The 20924-nt window shown below is 32.1% G+C and carries 16 protein-coding genes and 1 other annotated feature; of the genes, 2 read left to right on the plus strand and 14 right to left on the minus strand.

Going from position 1 to position 20924, the window contains the following annotated elements; all coding sequences use genetic code 11:
- Nucleotides 1-40: 40 nt before the first annotated feature.
- The 3 genes from BN2409_RS01810 to BN2409_RS01820 form a co-directional block, all read right to left on the minus strand.
- Nucleotides 41-1447 carry an NAD(P)/FAD-dependent oxidoreductase gene (locus BN2409_RS01810; RefSeq protein ID WP_053954958.1) on the minus strand — a complete coding sequence of 469 codons (1407 nt, stop codon included), beginning with the start codon at nt 1445-1447 and terminating at the stop codon, nt 41-43.
- Between the two features lie 137 nt (nt 1448-1584).
- The gene (locus BN2409_RS01815) at nt 1585-3093 is read right to left on the minus strand and encodes a SulP family inorganic anion transporter (RefSeq protein ID WP_053954959.1); all 1509 of its coding nucleotides are present in this window, start codon (nt 3091-3093) and stop codon (nt 1585-1587) included.
- 291 nt (nt 3094-3384) lie between these two features.
- Nucleotides 3385-4611: an IS110 family RNA-guided transposase gene (locus tag BN2409_RS01820; RefSeq protein ID WP_053954960.1), complete on the minus strand. Its 1227-nt coding sequence runs from the start codon at nt 4609-4611 to the stop codon at nt 3385-3387.
- A gap of 349 nt (nt 4612-4960) precedes the next feature.
- Here BN2409_RS01820 and BN2409_RS01825 point away from each other — a divergent pair, with 349 nt between their 5' ends.
- A complete protein-coding gene (locus tag BN2409_RS01825; RefSeq protein WP_053954961.1) occupies nt 4961-5599 on the plus strand; it encodes a FlxA-like family protein in 639 nt (212 codons plus the stop codon).
- Between the two features lie 39 nt (nt 5600-5638).
- Here the strand turns inward: BN2409_RS01825 and BN2409_RS01830 are convergent, their stop codons facing one another.
- From BN2409_RS01830 to BN2409_RS01865, 9 genes are all read right to left on the minus strand, one after another.
- Nucleotides 5639-6415: a heme ABC transporter ATP-binding protein gene (locus tag BN2409_RS01830; RefSeq protein ID WP_053954962.1), complete on the minus strand. Its 777-nt coding sequence runs from the start codon at nt 6413-6415 to the stop codon at nt 5639-5641.
- Between the two features lie 14 nt (nt 6416-6429).
- Nucleotides 6430-7482: a FecCD family ABC transporter permease gene (locus BN2409_RS01835; protein ID WP_053954963.1), complete on the minus strand. Its 1053-nt coding sequence runs from the start codon at nt 7480-7482 to the stop codon at nt 6430-6432.
- Between the two features lie 33 nt (nt 7483-7515).
- Entirely contained in the window at nt 7516-8463 is a 948-nt protein-coding gene (locus tag BN2409_RS01840) for an ABC transporter substrate-binding protein (protein ID WP_053954964.1), read from the minus strand.
- 143 nt (nt 8464-8606) lie between these two features.
- On the minus strand, nt 8607-9539 hold the full coding sequence (gene hpdA, locus BN2409_RS01845; protein WP_053954965.1) for a 4-hydroxyphenylacetate decarboxylase activase: 933 nt from the start codon (nt 9537-9539) through the stop codon (nt 8607-8609).
- Nucleotides 9540-9557: 18 nt separating this feature from the next.
- Complete coding sequence (locus BN2409_RS01850) at nt 9558-10844, minus strand: MFS transporter (RefSeq protein ID WP_053954966.1); 1287 nt, start codon at nt 10842-10844, stop codon at nt 9558-9560.
- Between the two features lie 73 nt (nt 10845-10917).
- Nucleotides 10918-11181: a 4-hydroxyphenylacetate decarboxylase small subunit gene (gene hpdC, locus BN2409_RS01855; protein ID WP_242847897.1), complete on the minus strand. Its 264-nt coding sequence runs from the start codon at nt 11179-11181 to the stop codon at nt 10918-10920.
- Between the two features lie 5 nt (nt 11182-11186).
- A complete protein-coding gene (hpdB, locus tag BN2409_RS01860) occupies nt 11187-13910 on the minus strand; it encodes a 4-hydroxyphenylacetate decarboxylase large subunit (RefSeq protein ID WP_053954968.1) in 2724 nt (907 codons plus the stop codon).
- A 132-nt stretch (nt 13911-14042) separates the two neighbouring features.
- On the minus strand, nt 14043-14141 hold the full coding sequence (locus BN2409_RS16680; RefSeq protein ID WP_110942893.1) for a MetS family NSS transporter small subunit: 99 nt from the start codon (nt 14139-14141) through the stop codon (nt 14043-14045).
- Nucleotides 14142-15650, minus strand: coding sequence for a sodium-dependent transporter (locus tag BN2409_RS01865; protein ID WP_053954969.1), 1509 nt, complete (start codon nt 15648-15650; stop codon nt 14142-14144).
- 158 nt (nt 15651-15808) lie between these two features.
- Nucleotides 15809-16076 (minus strand) — a binding site (T-box leader).
- A gap of 200 nt (nt 16077-16276) precedes the next feature.
- Here BN2409_RS01865 and BN2409_RS01870 point away from each other — a divergent pair.
- Entirely contained in the window at nt 16277-17833 is a 1557-nt protein-coding gene (locus BN2409_RS01870; protein ID WP_053954970.1) for an ABC-F family ATP-binding cassette domain-containing protein, read from the plus strand.
- A 238-nt stretch (nt 17834-18071) separates the two neighbouring features.
- Here the strand turns inward: BN2409_RS01870 and BN2409_RS01875 are convergent, their stop codons facing one another.
- Nucleotides 18072-19373, minus strand: a complete 1302-nt coding sequence (locus BN2409_RS01875; protein ID WP_053954971.1) for an APC family permease — start codon at nt 19371-19373, stop codon at nt 18072-18074.
- 161 nt (nt 19374-19534) lie between these two features.
- Complete coding sequence (locus BN2409_RS01880; RefSeq protein ID WP_053954972.1) at nt 19535-20908, minus strand: serine protease; 1374 nt, start codon at nt 20906-20908, stop codon at nt 19535-19537.
- Between the last annotated feature and the right edge of the window lie 16 nt (nt 20909-20924).

A 20924-nucleotide genomic window follows, 5' to 3' on the forward strand; every position in this document is an offset into this window, starting at 1 on the left:
AGTTACAAATTTCATTACAAAATGGTTACATATTCAATTTTTAGCTTTCTTTGTGAATCATTTGTCCCATAAGCACTCCCATAACAGATGCCATCATAAGTCCCCTTGTCCATCCGCTAGAATCTCCTAAAGCATATAGCCCTTCTATATTTGTATGGAAGTTTTCATCTAAATCAATTCGATTGCTATAAAACTTAATTTCTGGTCCATATAATAATGTTTCCCTACTTGCAAAACCTGGTACAACTGTATTCATAGCCTGAATAAAATGAAGTATATTTACCATAGGTCTATAGGGAATAGCTGAAGTAATATCTCCTGCTACTGCATCTAATAAGGTAGGTACTACATTAGATTGGTCTAGTTCATGTTGCCATGTCCTTTTTCCATCTAGTATATCTCCATATCTTTGGACTAATATTTTTCCATTTCCCAACATATTGACAAGCTCTGCTACTTTTTTTCCATATTCTATAGGTTGGTTAAAAGGTTCAGAAAAATTATGAGAGCTTAAAATAGCTAGATTTGTATTTTCTGATTTTCTTTCTTTATAAGAATGTCCATTGACAATGGCTAAATCATGATCATAATTTTCTTGACTTACAAAGCCTCCGGGGTTTTGACAGAAGGTTCTCACCTTATTCTTAAATGGAGCTGGATATCCTATCAATTTAGATTCATATAATACATTATTTACTTTTTCCATAATTTCATTTCTTACTTCTACTCGGACTCCAATGTCTACCGTTCCTGCACTATGGTCAATATGATGCTTTAAGCACATATCCTTTAACCAATCTGCTCCCTTTCTTCCTGTAGCAATAACCATTTGATCTCCATAGATTACTTCTTTATTTTTCTTTGTTTTAGAATCAGCTACTTTTACTGCTTTGATCTTTCCATTTTCTATAACTAAATCTTCTACCATTGTTTCAAAATAAATATCTATTTCATGATCTAATAAATAATTTTGTATTTTAAAATAAATTTCTTGAGCTTTCTCTGTTCCTAAATGTCTGATCGGACAATCTACTAATTTTAAACCTGCTTCTATTGATTTTCTTCTAATATCTTTAATGGCTTCATTATTCTCTAATCCTTCTATTTTGGGTTCTGCTCCAAATTCAAGATAAATCTGATCTGTATATTCTATATACTCTTGTGCTTTATGCCTTCCAATAAGCTTTGGCAAATCTCCTCCTACTTCGTGACTTAAAGATAATTTGCCATCTGAAAAAGCTCCAGCTCCTGAAAATCCTGTTGTAATATGACAATATGGTTTACAAAAAACACATTCTTTTGTCTTTTCTTTTGGACAATATCTTTGATCTATTCTTTTTCCTTTTTCAATCATTAAAATACTTTTACTCGTTTTTTTTCTGACTAATTCTAGTGCAGTAAATATTCCTGATGGACCTGCTCCTACTATGATTACATCATACTTCAAATGGATCATCTCCTTTATACAGGTAAACATTTATTTTATTCATTTTTAAATGATTCTCATGACAATAAAATCTTATCCTATTTTAAAAATTTTTTCAATCTTCTTTATATTAAAAAACAGCCTCTCATGAGACTGTTTTAAGCTGTTTCTGCTAAATTCTTTGCATACTCTAATGCCTTTCCTACCCTATTCATAGATAAATCTTTTTCATCTTCTGAAATAATCTCTAATGCATAAAGCATATCTAGCATATTTTCTTTTACTCCTGCTAAGATTACCTTCTTTCCTTCTCTCTCTAGTCCTTGCTTAATATTTTTAAGAGATACAGCTCCAGATATATCCATTACAGGCATATTCATAAGATTGAGTACAATAATATCTACATCTTCTACTTCCATTTCTAATTTACTCATCATAGCATGAGCTACTCCAAAAAATAATGGTCCTTCTATGGTATAGGATGCAATATTTTTATCATAATCTTTATCATCTACTTCATACTTTTTGAGATATCCATCACCCATGCTCATTACAAAATAAAACATAGAAAGTAATGTTCCTAAAGCTACAGCCACTGTTAAATCTGCAAAAATAGTCAAAAGAGTAGTAGCCACAATCACAGTTCCTGCTCTTTTAGAAGCAAAAGTAATTTTACGAGTCGCATTGTATTGAATCATTTGAATAGCTGTACCCATTAAAATTCCTCCTAATACAGCAAGGGGAATTTTTGAAGCCAAAGGACTAAACTTTAAAGTGATTACCAATAATATAATTCCATGAAGTACACCTGATAATCTTGTCCTTCCACCTGCATTTACATTTACTACAGATCTTACAATAGCTCCTGTTCCAATTAATGATCCAAAGAGAGCCGCCACAGTATTTCCTATTCCTTGACCAATCAACTCTTGATTCGAATGATGCTTTGTTTTTGTCATCTCATCTACTACTAAAGATGATAATAAAGACTCTATACACCCTAATAAGGCAAGTACAAAACCTGCTTGAATCACATCTTTTAATTCACTAGATTTAAATACAGGAATACTAAACTTAGGAAGTCCACTAGGAATACCTCCTACCAAAGCTCCTGACGGTATAAAATAAATTCCTGCTATAGTCCCTAGAATCAAAGCTATTAAAGAAGCTGGAACCTTTTTTGTAATAAAAGGGAAAACTAACATAACACCAATTGTCACCAAAGCCAAAATTGGACTTTCATGAAAGTATCCAAGCATCTTTAGAAAAATTAAACATCCAATCCCATTGGTAAAACCTACAATAACAGGTCGAGGAATCAAATGAATATATTTTCCTAGCTTTAATACTCCTATTAAAATTTGAAAAACTCCTGCTAAAACCATTGCAGCAAATAATGCTTCACTTCCATATTTTTCATATAATTCAATCAATACAACAGTCATTGCTCCTGTTGGTCCGTTTACCTGAGATGGAGTTCCTCCAAATAAAGTAGATAAAATTCCTGTAATAATAGCAGAATAAAGACCTGCTTTTGCACCTGCTCCAGATGCTACTCCAAAGGCTAATGCTAATGGCAATGCTACAACAGATGTTGTAAATCCTCCCATTATGTCTCCCTTGAGATTTTTCATGTCATAACTTAAAAATGCTTTTTTTCTTTTCAACTACAATCCTTCTTTCTTTAAATTTTTCAAACAGTCAAACATGTACATTGTATACATTTCTTATATAAATTGCAAACCTTATTTTTATAAAATTCTTAAAGTATATATTCTAATATTTTCCATAAAGTTTGCCGATATATGATAAGAAAGACTTGTGGTAATAAGTCAAGATAGAAAAAGATAGGTTTTGATTAAACTTACAATAATATTTTCTAAAAAAGTCAGCACTTAATAAACCTAAGGTAAATTAGGATTAAAACGAAAGGATTGCGCATCGAATATTATTCGATATTATACACTCCTTTCTGGTGTATAAAGTTGGTGATTGCGTAGCAGCACATCCACCATGCGCACAAATTTTCTTGCAGTAAGGACGAGAGCTCTTTTATGTTGATGCTTAGGAACTTCATGATATTTCTTGAGATAGTATTCTCTATAAACGGGTTCATTTCGCATAAGTGAATTGGCAGCTTCAATCAAGTAATAGCGAAGGTAATGATTTCCCGTTTTAGTCATTGTAGTTCTTTCAGATTCAAAATTACCAGATTGTTTTCGCTTCCAGTAAAGACCTGCATATTTGGCAATTTTGGATTCATTTTCGAAGCGTTGAATTTGACCAATTTCGGCTATTATGCCAGCAGCATAAACAGGTCCAATGCCTGGAATGCTAAGCAATGATTTGGATTCAGGTAAAATTTCAAATAATTGCTGAATTGCTTTATCAAGTTCTTTGATCTGTTTTTTTATGGTTTTAATCATCATAGCATATGAAGCCAAAATAACATCGACTGAATTCTGCATGACTTTTCCTAGTCGATAAGAGTCTCTAATGGCTTTTGAAAGTGATTTCGCAAGCTTTTCAGGATTGCTAAATCGACCACGGCCTTTTTCTTGTAAAATAGCAGCTAAATCCTCTAAAGACATATTGGCGATGTCTTCAAGAGTCATAGAGTCGGTTACTAAGTCCATCATGGTTGCACCAAAGACAGATGTATCAATTTCTTTAGTGAGGGTATTACACTTGTAATAAATATTTTCTAAAAAATGTTGCTTCATTTCAGTCAATTGACCAATGAGCTGGTAACGTGATCTAGTTAATCTTTGTAAAGCCATATATTGTTCTTCTTTAATCAAGGAAGTATTGAAACGATCAAAGCGAAGAAAGTCAGCAATACGATAAGCATCTATTTTATCGGTTTTATCTTCTTCAAATAGGCCTTTAAACCGATGTATAGCCTTAGGATTCATAACAACAACTTCGACTCCTAAAGACTTAAGCTCAGAGTCTTCTGATAGGAAAGTTGAAGGATGAAAGCTGTAAATAGAAGTTGCTTCCATACCGATTATAATACGATCATACCGAATTAGATCAGCGAAATGGCTAATATGTTCTTTGATTTTACTAGCACCAACAACATTATTGGGTAGAGAAACTTCTAGTAAAATTTGATCTTCACTGGTGAGAAAACAAGTATCAAGTTTTTCAGAACTAACATCAATACCAACAAATAATTTCATGGAGAGGACCTCCTTTCTATGAATTTGGAACGGCTTGGATACTGAAACCTATCCCTAGTTACCAACCGGATGGCAACAACCTCGCGTATGAGTATTCAATACTTGTCAATCATAAGCTGCCCGAAGCTACTAACATTCGGTATGATAGGCAAGAGATACAGCTTGTGAGTTTGCAGTACACCTGTTGGCTGGGAGACAGTCTTTAAATGCAGTCTTGCTGCAGGAGAGAACAGCCTTAATCCAGATAGATCCTTATTCCATACTTCTATTATCTAGGAATAGGACTCAATATCCAAGGCGATAGATGAAAATTTTTAACTTTAAATATATTATACGAGGAGAGAGTATAATGAATATATCACCTACACAAAATCATTCTATTGGTCATAGTTCTTTACAATCTAATTCTAACTCTGACCACGAAATAAAATTATTACAAGACCAAAAAATAAGAGCACAAGAAAAAATTGACAAAATTAAACAAGGAGATGCTCCCCAAAAGGTAAAGCAAGAATTAATCAAACCTTTACAAGAACAAATACAACAAATAGATATGCAAATTCATGAAAAACAAATGGAGAAAATAAATAAAACGAAAGAAATAGAAGAAAAACAAGAAAAAAATCCTCCTCAACAAGAAGGCGTTGTCTATTCTCCTATGAATAATCTTTTAGAAGCCTCTGCTATTTATTCTCAATCAAAGGTTTTAAATGGGGTAAAAAAAGATTTAAAAGGGCAATCCAATATATTAAAAATTGAAGCAAAACTCGATGGAGGTAGAATGGGAGGAGGTGGAAGTGATAAACTTAAAAAAGCTTCTGCTCTAGATCAAAAAATTCATCAAATTGAAAATAAAATAGACAAAAAAATAAAAAAGACTCAAGAGTCTATTGAAAAATCATATGAAGAAGAAGATAGTATTTCAGCTAAAAAGAAAGAAGAGGAAGAAAAATCTATTCATCATGAAAAATTAAATATTCTTGTTTAAATGATAGAATTTATATCATATGAAAATATTTTTCATCCATTATAAAGGAATCACATATGGGGTGTTGGTATATGGACTTTTTTCTACAACCATATCCATCCCATATGCATTTTTTAAATTTTCAACGGTAATCACTTCATCTGGACTTCCTGATCCTATAATCTTTCCATTCTTTAAAAGGAGAATATGAGTGCTAAATCTTGCTGCTAAATTAATATCATGTAAAACAGCTACCACCGTCCTACCCTCCTTTTGGTTTGAATTTTTAATAAGCTGTAAAATTTCTATTTGATGTCTTATATCTAAAGAAGAAGTAGGTTCATCTAATAAAATAATTTTAGGTTCTTGAGCCAATGCCCTGGCAATAATCACTCTTTGCCTTTCTCCTCCACTTAATTCGTTAATAAATCGATCTTTAAGATGATCTGTATGTGTGGATTTCATAGCATCTCTTACGATTTTATAATCATTTGTGCTCTCACTTTGCAATCTGTTCATATGAGGACTTCTTCCCATCAAAACAATATCTTCTGCAGTAAATCTAAATTCTATATTTGTTTCTTGAGGAACTACAGCAATTATTTTTGCAATTTCTTTATAGGACATTTTATGAATATCTTTTTCTCCTATTTTTACATTTCCACTTTGGGGCTTTAATACAGATGAAATATTTTTTAATAAAGTTGATTTACCAGATCCATTGGGTCCTATAATACTCATGAACGCCCTAGATGGAATATAAAAAGAAATATCCTCTAAGATTTTTGTATCTTTGTATCCAAATGATAATTTAGAAATGTTCACATCCATAGACATATTTATTCTCCTTACTAAGACAAACTGCTTTTTTTCTGCCTTAAAAGATATATAAAAAATGGTCCTCCAAATATGGCAGTAATAATCCCTACAGGGATTTCTATAGGAGCTATGATAGTTCTTGCAACTGTATCTGCAAATAACATAAATAATCCTCCTCCTAATCCTGCTACAGGAATTAATATTCTATGATCTGGTCCTACTAATATTCTTACAATGTGAGGAATAATCAATCCTACAAATCCAATAATTCCACTTACAGATACTGCTATGGCTACAATAATTGAATTGATCAGCAAAAGTATTCTTTTTGTTTTTTCCACTTCTACTCCTAAATTTTTAGCAGATTCTTCTCCTAGTAACATGACATTTAAGTCCTTTGAAAAATAATACAAAAAACTCCATCCTATGAAAACCGGAAGTATAATGACTTTTACCTGTTCCCAACCTTTTGTAGAAAAGCTTCCTAATGTCCAAAATATTATTTTTTCTAAATCATTACTATATAGAACCATTAAAAAAGACATAATGGCTGTCAAGAATTGTCCTACTGCTATTCCTGATAATAAAAGGGTAGTCACAGGTATTTTTGACTTTATTCTTGCTAAGTTATATACCATATAAGTAGTCCCTAATGCACCAAATAAAGCAAATAAAGATATGGTATTGATCCCCAAAATTTTTATATCTATTTTGAGTACAATGGCAAGTGTAGCTCCCAACGCCGCCCCTGATGATATGCCTATTACAAAAGGATCTGCCATTGGATTTTTAAACATTCCTTGAAAGGTTGCTCCTGAAATAGCTAAACTAATTCCTACTAAAACAGATAATAAAATCCTAGGCAGGCGGATGCTTTTTATAATGATTTCATGACTTTTAGGGATATCTTTCATTTTTATCATATTTTTCATGCCTGGTAGTTGATGAGTAACAATTTTTAAAGCATCTATTACTTTTATATCTGCAACTCCTATAGTAGTTGCCACCACACATAATAAAAACAAAATAATCCCCATGGATATCCATATGATTCTCCATTTCATTCTCTTTTCAATATGAATCATTATAAACTTCCCCCTGCTCTAAAGACATTTTTACTAAAATAATTCTGGATGAATGGCTTTTGCCATTTCCTCTATAGCATTTTTCACTCTTTGACTAGGTCTAGACAATAAATTTCCATCTAAAATTTTTATTCTATTATTTTGAATGGCATTAATATTTTCAAAGCCTGGTCTTTGTTTGATATCACTAGCCTTTGATACTTGCATATTAGAATTATTGGTAATATAAATTTCTGGATTTTTTTGTACTAAACTTTCTATACTATATTGAGCATAGGGTTCTTTCACATCCTTTGCTACATTTTCTCCTCCTCCGATGGTAATTAATTCATCAATAAAAGATCCATCTCCTGCTGTCCATAGAGCTTGAGAATATTCTATTTCATAAAAAACTTTAGGTTTTGGCGCATTTTTTACTTTCTCTTCAATCTCTTTTTTCTTATTGTCTATATCAGCAACCATTTTATCTGATAATTTTTCTTTATTTGTAATATTTCCTATTCCTGCTATAGCATCTTTTATTTCACTAATAGATTTAGGAGCATAAGTAACCACAGCAATTCCAGCTTCGTCTAATTTCTTTTTCATTTCCTCCTTCATAGGCCAATAATTAAATACCATATCTGGTTGTAATTCTATAATTTTTTCCACATTTAAATTAAATGCATCTCCTACCTTAGGCTTTTGGGTTGCTTCTTTAGGATAATCACAATAATTTGTAACTCCTACTATTTTATCTTTCAGACCTAGTCCGTATAATATCTCTGTATGGCTAGGAGAAAGAGAAACTATTTTTTGAGGTTCTTTTTCAATAACTAAATTCTTTCCTTCTCCATCTTTAATTTCTAAAGGATATTTTGTAGGTGCTTTTACATTTTCTTCTATATTTTCAGGCTTTTTGTTTTGGGTACATCCCATAAACATAGAAAATATCAATAAAAACACCAGTCCAAATAGCATTCCTTTTTTGTACACTTTCATATAGATCCCTCCATTTTTATTTTCTATAGCTTTATTATGTGTGAAAAATTTATATCCTACTCATCATTCTATTTTTAGAATTTAAAAAGCTGAGCTATAAGCTCAGCTCAGACTGTTGACAAAGTATATTGTAACAAAGTCAACTAAAACATTGTATGATCTCCAATATAACAAGCAATATTTTCAGATAAAAATAAATCCTGTATTTCTTCTAATTTCTCTTCTGATGTAGCTTCTTCATTTTTATATTTATACTCTTTTCCTAATTGCCTCCACTTAGATTCTCCCATTCTATGAAAAGGCAAAATATTGATTTCTACCAAATCGCACTTTTTCATAAAGCTTATTGTATCCATAATATTTTCATAAGTATCATTAAAATCTCTGATGACAGGCATTCTAAGAACCAATCTTCCTCTCCAATTGGATCTAGCTAATCTCCCTATATTTTTTAATATGTCATCATTATAAACACCTGTCTTTTTTTTATGTTCATATCTATTCATATGCTTTACATCAATAAATGCAAAATCTATATATTCCATTACAGATAAAAATGAATCTTCATCTACAAAAGCCGTCGTTTCTATGGCTGTATGAATATAATTTTTTTTACATTCCTTTAATGCTTCTAGTAAAAATTCCTTTTGAATAAATGGCTCTCCACCACTAAAGGTTACCCCTCCTTCTTTACTCCAAGAATGGCTATCCCTTTGAAGAATCCTCATTAATTCTTCTACTGTATATTCTTTTCCACAAACCTTTATCGCTTGGTAAAAGCATACTCTACTACAGTCAAAGCTTTTGCATTCTTTACAGATATTAAAATTTAATTTACATTCTCCCTCTTCATGAAATGAAAAGGCTCCCTTTTTACAAATATCTATACATCTTCTACATCCATCCTTATATTTACAACTACTTTCAGAAAACATAATATGAGGATGAATCTCCCAACTTTCTGGATTGGCACACCATTCACATCTTAAGGGACAACCATTCATAAAGACAGCAGTTCTTGATCCTGGTCCGTCGTGAACAGAAAAGCTTTGTATATCAAAAATATTTCCTTTCATAGTAGCTTCTCCTTTATTTTATATAGATTTTTTATCTAAAGATATGGGCAGTAATATGGCTACAATAGCAGAAACGATAAAAGAACCTAATGCAAACAACATAGAATTTGTATACGTTCCATATGCATCATATAAATGCGCTCCCATAAAACTTCCCACTGCTGGCCCTATACTCATAACAATTAAAGTTGCAAGTCCCCATATTTTCCCAAATGTTTGATTTCCATAGATAGAGGCAGCATATCCTGCCACTCCACCAGGTTCGATTGCCCAATAAACAGCAAATATAATACAAGCAATTATACTGGTAAACATACTTCCCTTTGATAACATTAATAAAATACATGCCAATATTCCTGTACTGGGTGCAAATATAATCATAAATTTTCTAGCTTTCATTTCATCATTTAATTTACTTACCAATTTATCTGCTAATACACCCATAAAAGGCATTGTAAAAATACCAGCCACCCCTATAGCTACATAATAATTTGTAGCTGTTCCCAAAGACAAATTGCAATCAGATGTCCAATACTTCACAATTTGGGTCCAAACTAAAAATTCAGCAACCATGCTAGTCAAAAAAGCAAAAATAGCTCCCCATATTGGAAATTTAGAAAAAGCTTGCTGTAAAGACCAATCTATATTTTCTTGATTTTTTCCTTTAGAATTTTTGATAGTATCCATTCCAAAAGGCTCTAGTCCATAATTTTGAGGGTTTTGCTTTGCAACCATACTTGCTATAATCAGTGCAATAAGTACTACCAACGATAATATTCTCATAGCCATTCTCCAGTCCATAGTAGCTAGAACTTGTTTCGCTCCAAGACTTAAAACTACTTGGGCTACTGGAGCTCCCATAAAAGCAATTCCCCACATGGTAGCATAAGATTTTCCAACATACCATTTTCTTACAGATACTGTAGAAGATACCCATAGCATTCCTGTTCCAATTCCAGCAAAGATCACATAAGGCAATAAATAAGCCAAGTATGTTTGTGCAAAGCTTGTTACAAAAAATCCCAATGCTCCAGTAATAGCCCCTAAAGCATATGCAGGTTTTGTTCCCCATTTGTCTATGATCATTCCACTAAAAAACGCTGTTATAGCATATACAGTCATCATCAAAGAATAACCTAAAGTAAGCTTGGATGCACTCCATCCTAAATCCTTTGCCATAGGTCCTTGGAGTACTGAAAAAGTAGCTCTATATCCAAATAAACAAAATACGGCTAGCCAAGATGCTAAAACTACCATATGACCTAATCTTTTGGCTTGTTTTTCATCTACTTTGTCATGGATCATTTCCTTACCCCCTTAACTTTATTTTATGAATCTTTAAAGGGCGCAATTTGATCTATGCGCCCTCTATACATATCTATTTCTTAAAAATATGCTTCGTACATGTCATTGCATGTAAATCTCCAAATGTCCAATCCTCTTTATCAAGACCTTTGCAAATTCCTATTTCATCTTCATCTGGATCTTTAAAGTGATGACAGTTTCTGCATTTTGGTGCTTCTTTAAAAGCATTACATACATTTCCATCTATATTAATCATAGTATTGGCAAGTCTACAAATGCCTTTTGCTGCATCTATAGGTGAAAAATTTATACAATCATTATGTCTAAATTTATTCACTTTCATCACACTCCTTCATATTCTGTTCTTGCTATGACTTCATCTTGAATAGGCTTACCAATTTCACACCAGTATTGAGTAAACCCTGCTACCCGTACCATAAGATCTCTATACTCATCAGGATTTTTTTGTGCATCCTTTAAAACCTTAGAATCTACAATATTATATTGAATATGGAATCCTCCCTTTCTCATATAAGCACGAGTTAAATCTAATAAATTCTTTGTGCCTTGTTCTCCCTTTAAAGCACTTGGATGAAGTTTCATATTCATTTGTGAATTTTGAGATCTGGAGTGATCCCAAACTGTAGCAGATTCAAACAAAGCATAAGGTCCATTTTTATCTGTCCCTGGATAAGCAGACATAGATCCATCTGCATAAGTAGTTCCTCCTAATCTGCCATCTGGTGTGGCTAATGTTGCAGCCCCTTGAGCACCATGGGTAGAAACAGAGATTTGACAGGCATACATTGGTTTTCCATACAAAGATTCTGCTCCTTTTGCCATCTTACAAAACCAATCTTCATATCCTGCTAAAATAGAATCAGCATATGGATCATCATTTCCATACTTAGGTGATAACAAGCATTCTCCATAAATCTCATCATAAGCATCTAATATATCTGATTTTTCTTGATCCATTAAAGAATAGCTTCCAACCTCTTCCGCATTTTTAAATCCAAAATTATGAAGAATAGCTTCTCTCATTTCATCAATAGTAAATTTTTTATCATCGTAAACAATTTTTTTAAGAGCTGCTAAAGAGTTGACCATTGTAACGGTTCCGCAACTTTCTACATTAAAGGTTGCATTATAACGATAACCCATATTTCCTATATGAAGTCCTTTTTCTAAGCAATCTGGTTTTAATAGGGAATTAACTAAGGACATATTCTGTTTACGCCAAACATCATGTTGAATATTATTTGTTTTTGCTAAAATATCAACCGCTTTTTCATAATATTCTTTGAAGGTTTCAATTAATTCTTCATAACTTTCAAGCTTTTTATTATGAGGCTTAAAAACTTGTAATCCTGTTCTATAATCTTTCCCATTTGTAAGTACAAGCTCTAATACCTTTGGATTTGCAACAAAATGTACTCCTACACTCGTAGGCTGTCCTGCTCCTCCAGGAATTTCATATTCTTTTCCATTTAAGGCAAGTTTTTTAAAACATCCAGGTGAAGTTTCCAAGCATCCTCCTATAGCAAATGATCTTGCTTCTTCTATTGTCATTCCCTCTTTCGCATATTGATTTACAATAAAATCTATTCCTCCCCTATTATTCATCCAAGCTGGATAGCCAGCTCCTGTTTTGTCACATTCTGCACATTTTAATAAAAATTTTTCTGGTAATTTTTCATCATATAAAACAGATAAAGTAGGTTGAGGAGTTGCACAGGTCATACCTGCTTCTACAATTAACATTTCTAGTTCATTTGTTGCTGACTGACCTTTTGAAGTCAATCCACCAAGACTTAAATTGTTAAAAGTATTTCCTGATAAAACACCACCTACTACACCAGTAGAAGCAAAACAATCTATAGCTGTAATTTTGATTCTATATAATTCTAATAGTTCTAAAACTTCTTCTTTTGTAATGCGTAAAGCTTCTAGATCTTGTTCATACCAAGGATATAGAATTTGTCCCAATCTACCAATAGAAAGTCCTGATATAGCATCTTCGTTCAACGCTGAAATATGTATTGTATAAGATAATTGGAGAGCTTCTCTAAAGGTTCTTGGTTGATGATGAGCAATCCATTCTAATGAGTTTGAAATCTCTTCATATTCATCTCTTTCCTTTTGAGTTTTAGCAATCTCTTGTAGAGATTTTGCATGTTTTGCATAATTTAAAATCCAATTTTGAATTCCTTCTAATACATAAACTACTCCTTCGTAAAAATAAAGCCTGTCCATGCCAGTTAATCCATCACCATCTGCTTTTCCTGCTACTTGTTTTTTGCAATCTTTCGCCATTTCTATCAAACGATCCAATCCATATTGTAGTGGATAATAGTAATTGACAACCTCTCTTCCTTGTGGAAGGGTAAACCCTGAGTCAAACATACAAATTAAACTTCTCATAATATTTTCTTTTACTTCATAATCAGGAACCATTTGTTCATATTTATGACTTACGTCTTCTACAGATTTTCCTACCCATTCATTAGCTACTTTTAGAAGTGCAGGAATTTCCTCTTTTCTCATACCAAATTTTCCTGCAATGGAAACAACACTTCCAAAGCTTTTGGTAACATTTCCTCCCCCACTTCCAAATTTACTAAGCTCTCCTGAACTTGCACTTCCTGTTTTTAAAGCTTCTTGATAAAGCTCACTTTCTTTTGCTACAAAAAAGCTTTCAGAAAGCCATGGCATTGGAAATGATCCTCTATAATTATAAGTCTTTTGCATCACTAGCTTTTCACCAGGAACAATATTAGGAGTTAAATGAGAAAATGCTTCTCTTAAAGCTTTTGCTCTTCTTACAATAGTAATTTCTCCTTCTAAAGCCTTCCACGTTCTGTTATACCAATATGGAAATTCCATATTCGCTGTGGATAAAGTATTGTAAAAAATTTCTCTTAATTTTCTAGCTCTCGGGGTAGGTTCTTTTTTCACCTCTCTATCTATCATTTCCTCTGGCGCTTTTCCGCCAGCTTGATAGTTAATAGATAAGCCTTTTGCTTCTAGGATGTCTGCAAGCTTGACCTTTTTCTTTTCATCCATTTTGGGTCCCTCTTTTCAATCTAAATTTCATTACAATAGAATATATGAAATAGTTGAAAAGATATGTGTAAAAAACAAAGGCTATGTAAAAATATTTTATATTTTCACATAGCCTTTATTTTTATATCAAAATCAATCTTTATGTTTTAATCCAATGGTTAAAGTTGTTGCCAATCCACCCCATAATACTACTGCTCCAATTGTAAAAAATAATATTGCTGTAGAAGTCATCTATGCCACCTCCTTAAAGGTATTTACTTGTAAGTCATTATTTTTCCAAGGTCTTTTACTTGCAATAATAGCCGTAACAATAATGATTGCTACTACTCCCCATCCAAAAGTTAGAAGTGCTTTCATTGGATATCCTCCATAAGGAGTCTTTATTTCTGTGATAATATTTTGTACCAACATATAAGTTAATATAGTAGGTGTCACAAATTTCACCATAACATCCCACCATTTACCAACTCTATAAATGGATATTACATTGGTATGTTCCCTTATGGTATGAGCTCCTAAGAACCATCCTAAAACAATAGCTTCTCCTAAGCCTACTACTACTACACAATAAGAATTAATGAAGGCATCTACAATATCAAGAAAATAAAGTCCTGCTCCTGTAGCATACATCACACTAATAAAATATCCTCCAAGGGCTGCAAAAGTAACAACTTTTTTTCTAGATGCTCCTGTTTTATCCATAACTGCTGCTGCAAATGCTTCTATTAAAGATACACAAGAAGTAAGACCTGCAAATACTAAACATGCAAAGAATAATATTCCAAACATTTTTCCCAAAGAGCCCATCATAGAAAATACTTTTGGAAATACTACAAATGCCAATCCAATACTTTGGCTTGCTACTTCATCTACAGCTACTCCTTGACTGGTAGCCATAAATCCTAAAATTGCAAATACACCTATAGCAGATAATAGCTCAAATCCACAATTTGCAAAAGCCGTTATAAATGCACTATTGTTGATATCTGTTTTATTTGGTAGATAACTAGAATAGGTAATTAAAATACCCATTGCTAAGCTTAGTGAATAAAATACTTGCCCATAGGCATTAATCCATACCTTTGGATCTAATACTTTAGACCAATCTGGTGTAAATAATTTGTTAAGTCCAACAGATGCTCCAGGAAGTGTCACTCCTCTTACTACAATAATAACCATGATTACAAAAAGAGTAGGCAATAATACTTTATTTGCTTTTTCTATTCCTCCAGAAACTCCTCTATAACAAATAGCCCAATTGATTAGCCATAATGCAGTAATGCAAATAAATATTGGCCATCTCATTCCTCCTAAATCAAATGGACCACTTGAAACTTTTAAAAATTCATTAAAGAAAAAGCTATTTGTATCTGATCCCCATCCTTGAGAAAAAGAAAAATACAAATAATTCATAGCCCAACTTAAAATCATCGTATAATAAGTCAATATTACAAATGAAGTAATACTCGGCCACCATCCAAGCCATTCCCACTTCTTACTAGACTTTGCAAAAGCAAGGGGTGCTGACCCTCTATATTTATGTCCAAATCCGTATTCTAGTATGATAAGAGGAATTCCTGCAGTAAATATTGCAATAAAATAAGGTATTAAGAAAGCCCCTCCTCCATTAGAATATACTAGATACGGATACCTCCATATATTTCCAAGACCAACTGCTGAACCTATAGCAGCAAGAATAAATCCCATTTTTGAACCCCATTGTTCTCTATTTTGAGACATGCACTACACTCCTTTCAAAATTATCACTTTTATTTTTTCATTTTTATGGTACTTTTTTATCTTGTGGTAATTTTGAGATCTGTCTGGCCAGACTTACTCTATTTTTTCCTTTTACGGGAATAAAAAAATCTCCCGTCTCTAAAACATAAATTTTATGTTCTAGAGACGAGAGACTTACTCGTGGTACCACTCTAATTTACAATTTGCTCACGCAAATTGACTCTTCAGGTCGAAGGATATTCCTTGAACCCTAGCCATATAACGGTGGCACTTCTACATATTGTAGAACCCGGCCTTGTTTACTCCTTACGTTTCAACTTAGCAGCTCTGGAGTGATCATTATATACTGCTTTAACACCGAATCTCAGCACCTTCGGCTCTCTGTAGTTAAAGATTAAGTATCTTTCTCTCCGTCATAACTTTTTGAATATTTAGTTTGTTTTGTTTATTGAATATTATTATACTATGGATTCATTTATTGTGCAATAGAAATATTAAATTTTTTTAAAAATTTTAATATTTTACTTTGAAACCCCTCTCCCATCATATATAATCTATTATGTATATTTAGATCAAAATAATATTTCATAAATTTACTATAAATATATGATATGAGAGGAGTATATATGAGTATATTAACAGTTAAGAATTTAAGTCATGGCTTTGGAGATCGAGCCATTTTTAATAATGTATCCTTTAGACTTTTAAATGGAGAGCATATTGGACTCATTGGAGCCAATGGAGAAGGAAAATCTACTTTTATGAATATTGTCACTGGAAAATTAGAGCCTGACGAAGGACAAATCGAATGGGCAAAAAGAGTTCGAGTAGGTTATCTTGATCAACATACAGTCCTTGAAAAAGGTCTTAGCATCCGTGATGCATTAAAAAATGCGTTTTCGTATTTATTTGACCTTGAAAAAGAAATGAATGAAATATGTGATAAAATGGGAGATGCTTCCCCTGAAGAATTAGAAAAGCTTCTTATAGATTTAGGTACCCTTCAAGATCTTTTGACTAATAATGATTTTTATATGATTGATTCAAAGGTAGAAGAAATAGCTAAAGGTCTTGGTCTCGATGATGTAGGACTAGAAAAAGATGTTCATGATTTAAGTGGTGGACAAAGAACAAAAGTACTTCTTGCCAAACTTCTTTTAGAAAAACCTGATATTCTTCTTTTGGACGAGCCTACAAACTATTTGGATGAAAAGCATATTGAATGGCTAAAGAGATATCTTCAAGAGTATGAAAATGCTTTTATATTGATTTCTCATGATATTCCTTTTTTAAATAGTGTAATCAATTTAATTTATCATATGGAAAATCAAGAGCTTAATCGTTATGTAGGAGACTATGATAATTTTATGCAAGTTTATGAAGCGAAAAAACAACAACTAGAAGCAGCTTATAAAAAGCAACAACAAGAAATCGCTGAACTAAAAGATTTTGTAGCAAGAAATAAAGCAAGAGTCTCTACTAGAAATATGGCCATGTCTAGACAAAAAAAGCTTGATAAAATGGATGTCATAGAATTAGCAAGAGAAAAACCAAAGCCAGAATTTCATTTTAAAGAATCCAGAACTTCTGGAAAACTTATATTCGAAACCAAAGATTTAATCATAGGATATGATGAACCTCTTTCCAAACCATTAAACCTTCGTATGGAACGAAAACAAAAAATTGCACTAGTAGGAGCGAATGGTCTTGGAAAAACTACTTTATTAAAAAGTATACTAGGACAAATCAATCCTATCTCTGGATCTGTTGAGCTTGGTGATTATCTTCACATAGGATATTTTGAACAAGAAATCAAAGAAGCAAACTATAAGACATGTATTGAAGAAGTATGGCAAGACTTTCCTTCCTTTACTCAATATGAAGTTCGTGCAGCTTTGGCAAAATGTGGATTAACTACAAAGCATATAGAAAGCAAGGTATTAGTATTAAGCGGAGGAGAACAAGCCAAGGTGCGTCTTTGTAAATTAATCAACAAAGAAACAAATTTATTAGTTCTAGATGAACCTACCAACCACTTAGATGTAGATGCCAAGGAAGAATTAAAAAAAGCACTAAAAGAATATAATGGCAGTATTCTTTTGATTTGTCATGAACCTGAATTTTATCAAGATATTGTAACAGAAGTTTGGAATTGCGAAAATTGGACAACTAAACTTAAATAAGACAAAGTCATAAAAAACGTCACCAATTTTCAAATTTGGAAAATATATAGAAACGATCGAAAATAACATTACAAACTCGCTATGCTCAAACAGTGTAATGCTAACCATTTTCTCACTTATTCTATATTTTCATAAATTCTCAATAATTGTTCCTAATTTTTATGACTTTACTAAAATATAGTTTGTCTTCACCCTAAAACAAAGGATATATACATCCTTTGTTTTAGGGTTTAATCATTTATCTATCTTTTTTAAGATAATAAAATATAGGGATTCCAGCTAAAGTGATAATAATCCCAATAAACGAATTCATAGGAGAACTTACAATTGTACTATAAAGAATATAGATCCCACCTAATATTCCTATAAGGGGAACTATTGGATATAGAGGTACTTCATAATTTCTCTCTTCTTTTGAAACTCTTTTTCTTAAAATAAATATGCCTCCTACGCCCATTACAAAGAATATCCATAATACAAAGATTAATAAATCCGTTAGAGTATTAAAAGTCCCTGAAAAAATATATGCTATAGATAGTAAAAACTGAATCATTAATGCATTTGCAGGTGTACCAAAGGATGGATGAAGTCTTTTTAAAAAATTTGAAAAAGGTAAATGATTCCTTTCTCCCATAGCCAAAGGTACTCTAGATCCTGTCATGACATATCCATTCATAGCACCAAATACAGAAACCATAATTCCTATTGTAATAAAAGCTCCCCCACCACTTCCTAAAAGTACACTTGCTACAGCTGATGCAGGTCTTTGTGACATAATAATTTCTAAAGCTGGCATCACATTTAAAATAGCCAAATTTACTAATACATATACTACAATCACAGTTCCTACTCCTAATACAATGGCTCTTGGCAATTCTTTGGATGGATTCTTCAATTCTCCAGCCACATTCGTTACTCCAATCCATCCATCATATGCCCAAAGTGTCCCTAATATGGCAGCTCCAAATCCAGCTCCTTCTATAGAAGTTTGCATAAAATGAATATCATGGGCTTCTCCTTTTATGAGTCCCACTACAATAATAACCAAAATAGGTAATAATTTTCCTACAGTAGATACTGTTTGAATGACTCCTCCATATCTCGTAGAAATAATATTCATCAGTAATAGAAATCCCAATGCACAAGTAGCTAGTATTTTTTGTCCTAAATCACCTAGCGGAATAAAATAAGATGAAAAAGTGGCAAATGCAATAGCAAGAGCTGCTATTGCTGCTGGATAGGCAATGACTGTTTGTACCCACCCTAATAAAAAGCCCCAGATCTCTCCATATAATTCCTCCAAATAAATATAAAGTCCTCCTGTTTTAGGAATAGCTGATGCAATTTCAGCGATTGTCAAAGCTGATGCTAAAGTAATAATTCCTCCTGCTATCCAAGCAAGTATCCCAAGTCCTGGAGATCCAGCATTTTTAAATACAATCCCAGGTTTTAAAAAGATTCCAGATCCAATAATCATCCCTATTACCAAAGAAATTGCTTCTGTAAAAGTAAGAGCTTTTTTCAAATTTTGCTGTGTCATAAATATTCTATCCTTCCTCTTTTGTTTGTCATTATAAAATATATTTTTTTATTATATCATTTTTATTTTTGTTGTATCTAGTATGTTTTCATTACTTTATAAATATTATTTCCACTTCCATTGTTTATAAACGAAAAAAGAGAGCATTCCTCTCTCTTCCTTTATCTACCAATAAATTGTTTTATATAAGAAGTAGGTACAGCTAAATTTAAATTTTGGCCTTCAAAGGCTGCTGTTGTAATTCCTGCCAAATTTCCATACATATCAATTAATGCTCCTCCTGAGCTTCCTGGAGAGATTGGAGCAGTAATTTGAACCATTTTTACATGATCTAACTCTCTAAATCCTGATACAATTCCATCTGAAATGGTATTAAATAATCCTAATGGACTTCCTATGGTTATGATTTTTTGCCCTCTTACCAATTCCTGGTCATTGAGTGGAATAGGGTTTGTTTTTTTATCTACTTTTATAAGGGCTAAATCATAATCTATATGATATTTTACAATATTGTATACTTCATATTCACGAGGATCATTTTCAAAAATTACTCCAAAAGACAATCCCTTATTTACTACATGAAAATTTGTAATAATCCATCCCTCATGATTGATTGCAACACCTGACCCTCTGCTAACAATTTCCTTATTTGGATCATAAACATGAATCATTACAATAGATTCTGCCAGTCTAGCAAGTTCTTCATAACTTTTTTCAACATTTCCTTGTACACTAATTGTATTTTGCTTACGTTCTATATGAACTGGATCTTTCCTATTGCTCTTAGAAGTGATTTTGGATTTTATATTATTTTCTTCAAAGGGTACATTACAATTGTTCATATTCTTATATATAAACAATTTAGAATACTCATCTGCTTTAGGTACAATATGCTTTACATCTTCCTTGGGATTAATATAAAGTACATCACACCCTAATTTCCACAAAAATATCAAAAAATAAAATTCATGTTTTTTAATATCTCCATAAAATATCACTTTAGGAATAGACTTCATGTTTATTCCATTTATGAATAATTTCTTTATATATTCATTCATCCATAATAATAATTTTACCCCAAAATTTTTTCTCATAGTAAGATTACTATGGGGATTATGCTTATCATATAGTTTAAGAACTTCTTGAAAAGCTATTTTCTTCGTCCACTCCAAAGATTCATTCTCTATTGTATAACCCATATGAAAAGAAAATAAATCTGAAGAATTGAAGTATGTATTTTCTAATCTCATATAATCTTCCATAATTTTTTTCATTTTTTCTATTTCATTATTATCTATAATTTTCTTTAACCCATGGATGATTTTAATATAACTTACTGCATTAGATTGAAGCTCCATATCCAATTCTTTTAAATTTTTTATATAAATATCTTCTGTATTCTCCATTCCTATATATCTACTAAAAACTGCTTCTTTATTACTACTTCTTTTATCTTTCAATATACATTTCATATCTTCCAAAGGATTTTTCGTTTCCATCATTGTAAATTTTAATGGTTTTACTGTTACGATCATTATTTTCACCCCCAAA

Origin of the sequence: Inediibacterium massiliense (assembly GCF_001282725.1) — a bacterium.
Lineage (GTDB): Bacteria > Bacillota > Clostridia > Peptostreptococcales > Thermotaleaceae > Anaerophilus > Anaerophilus massiliensis.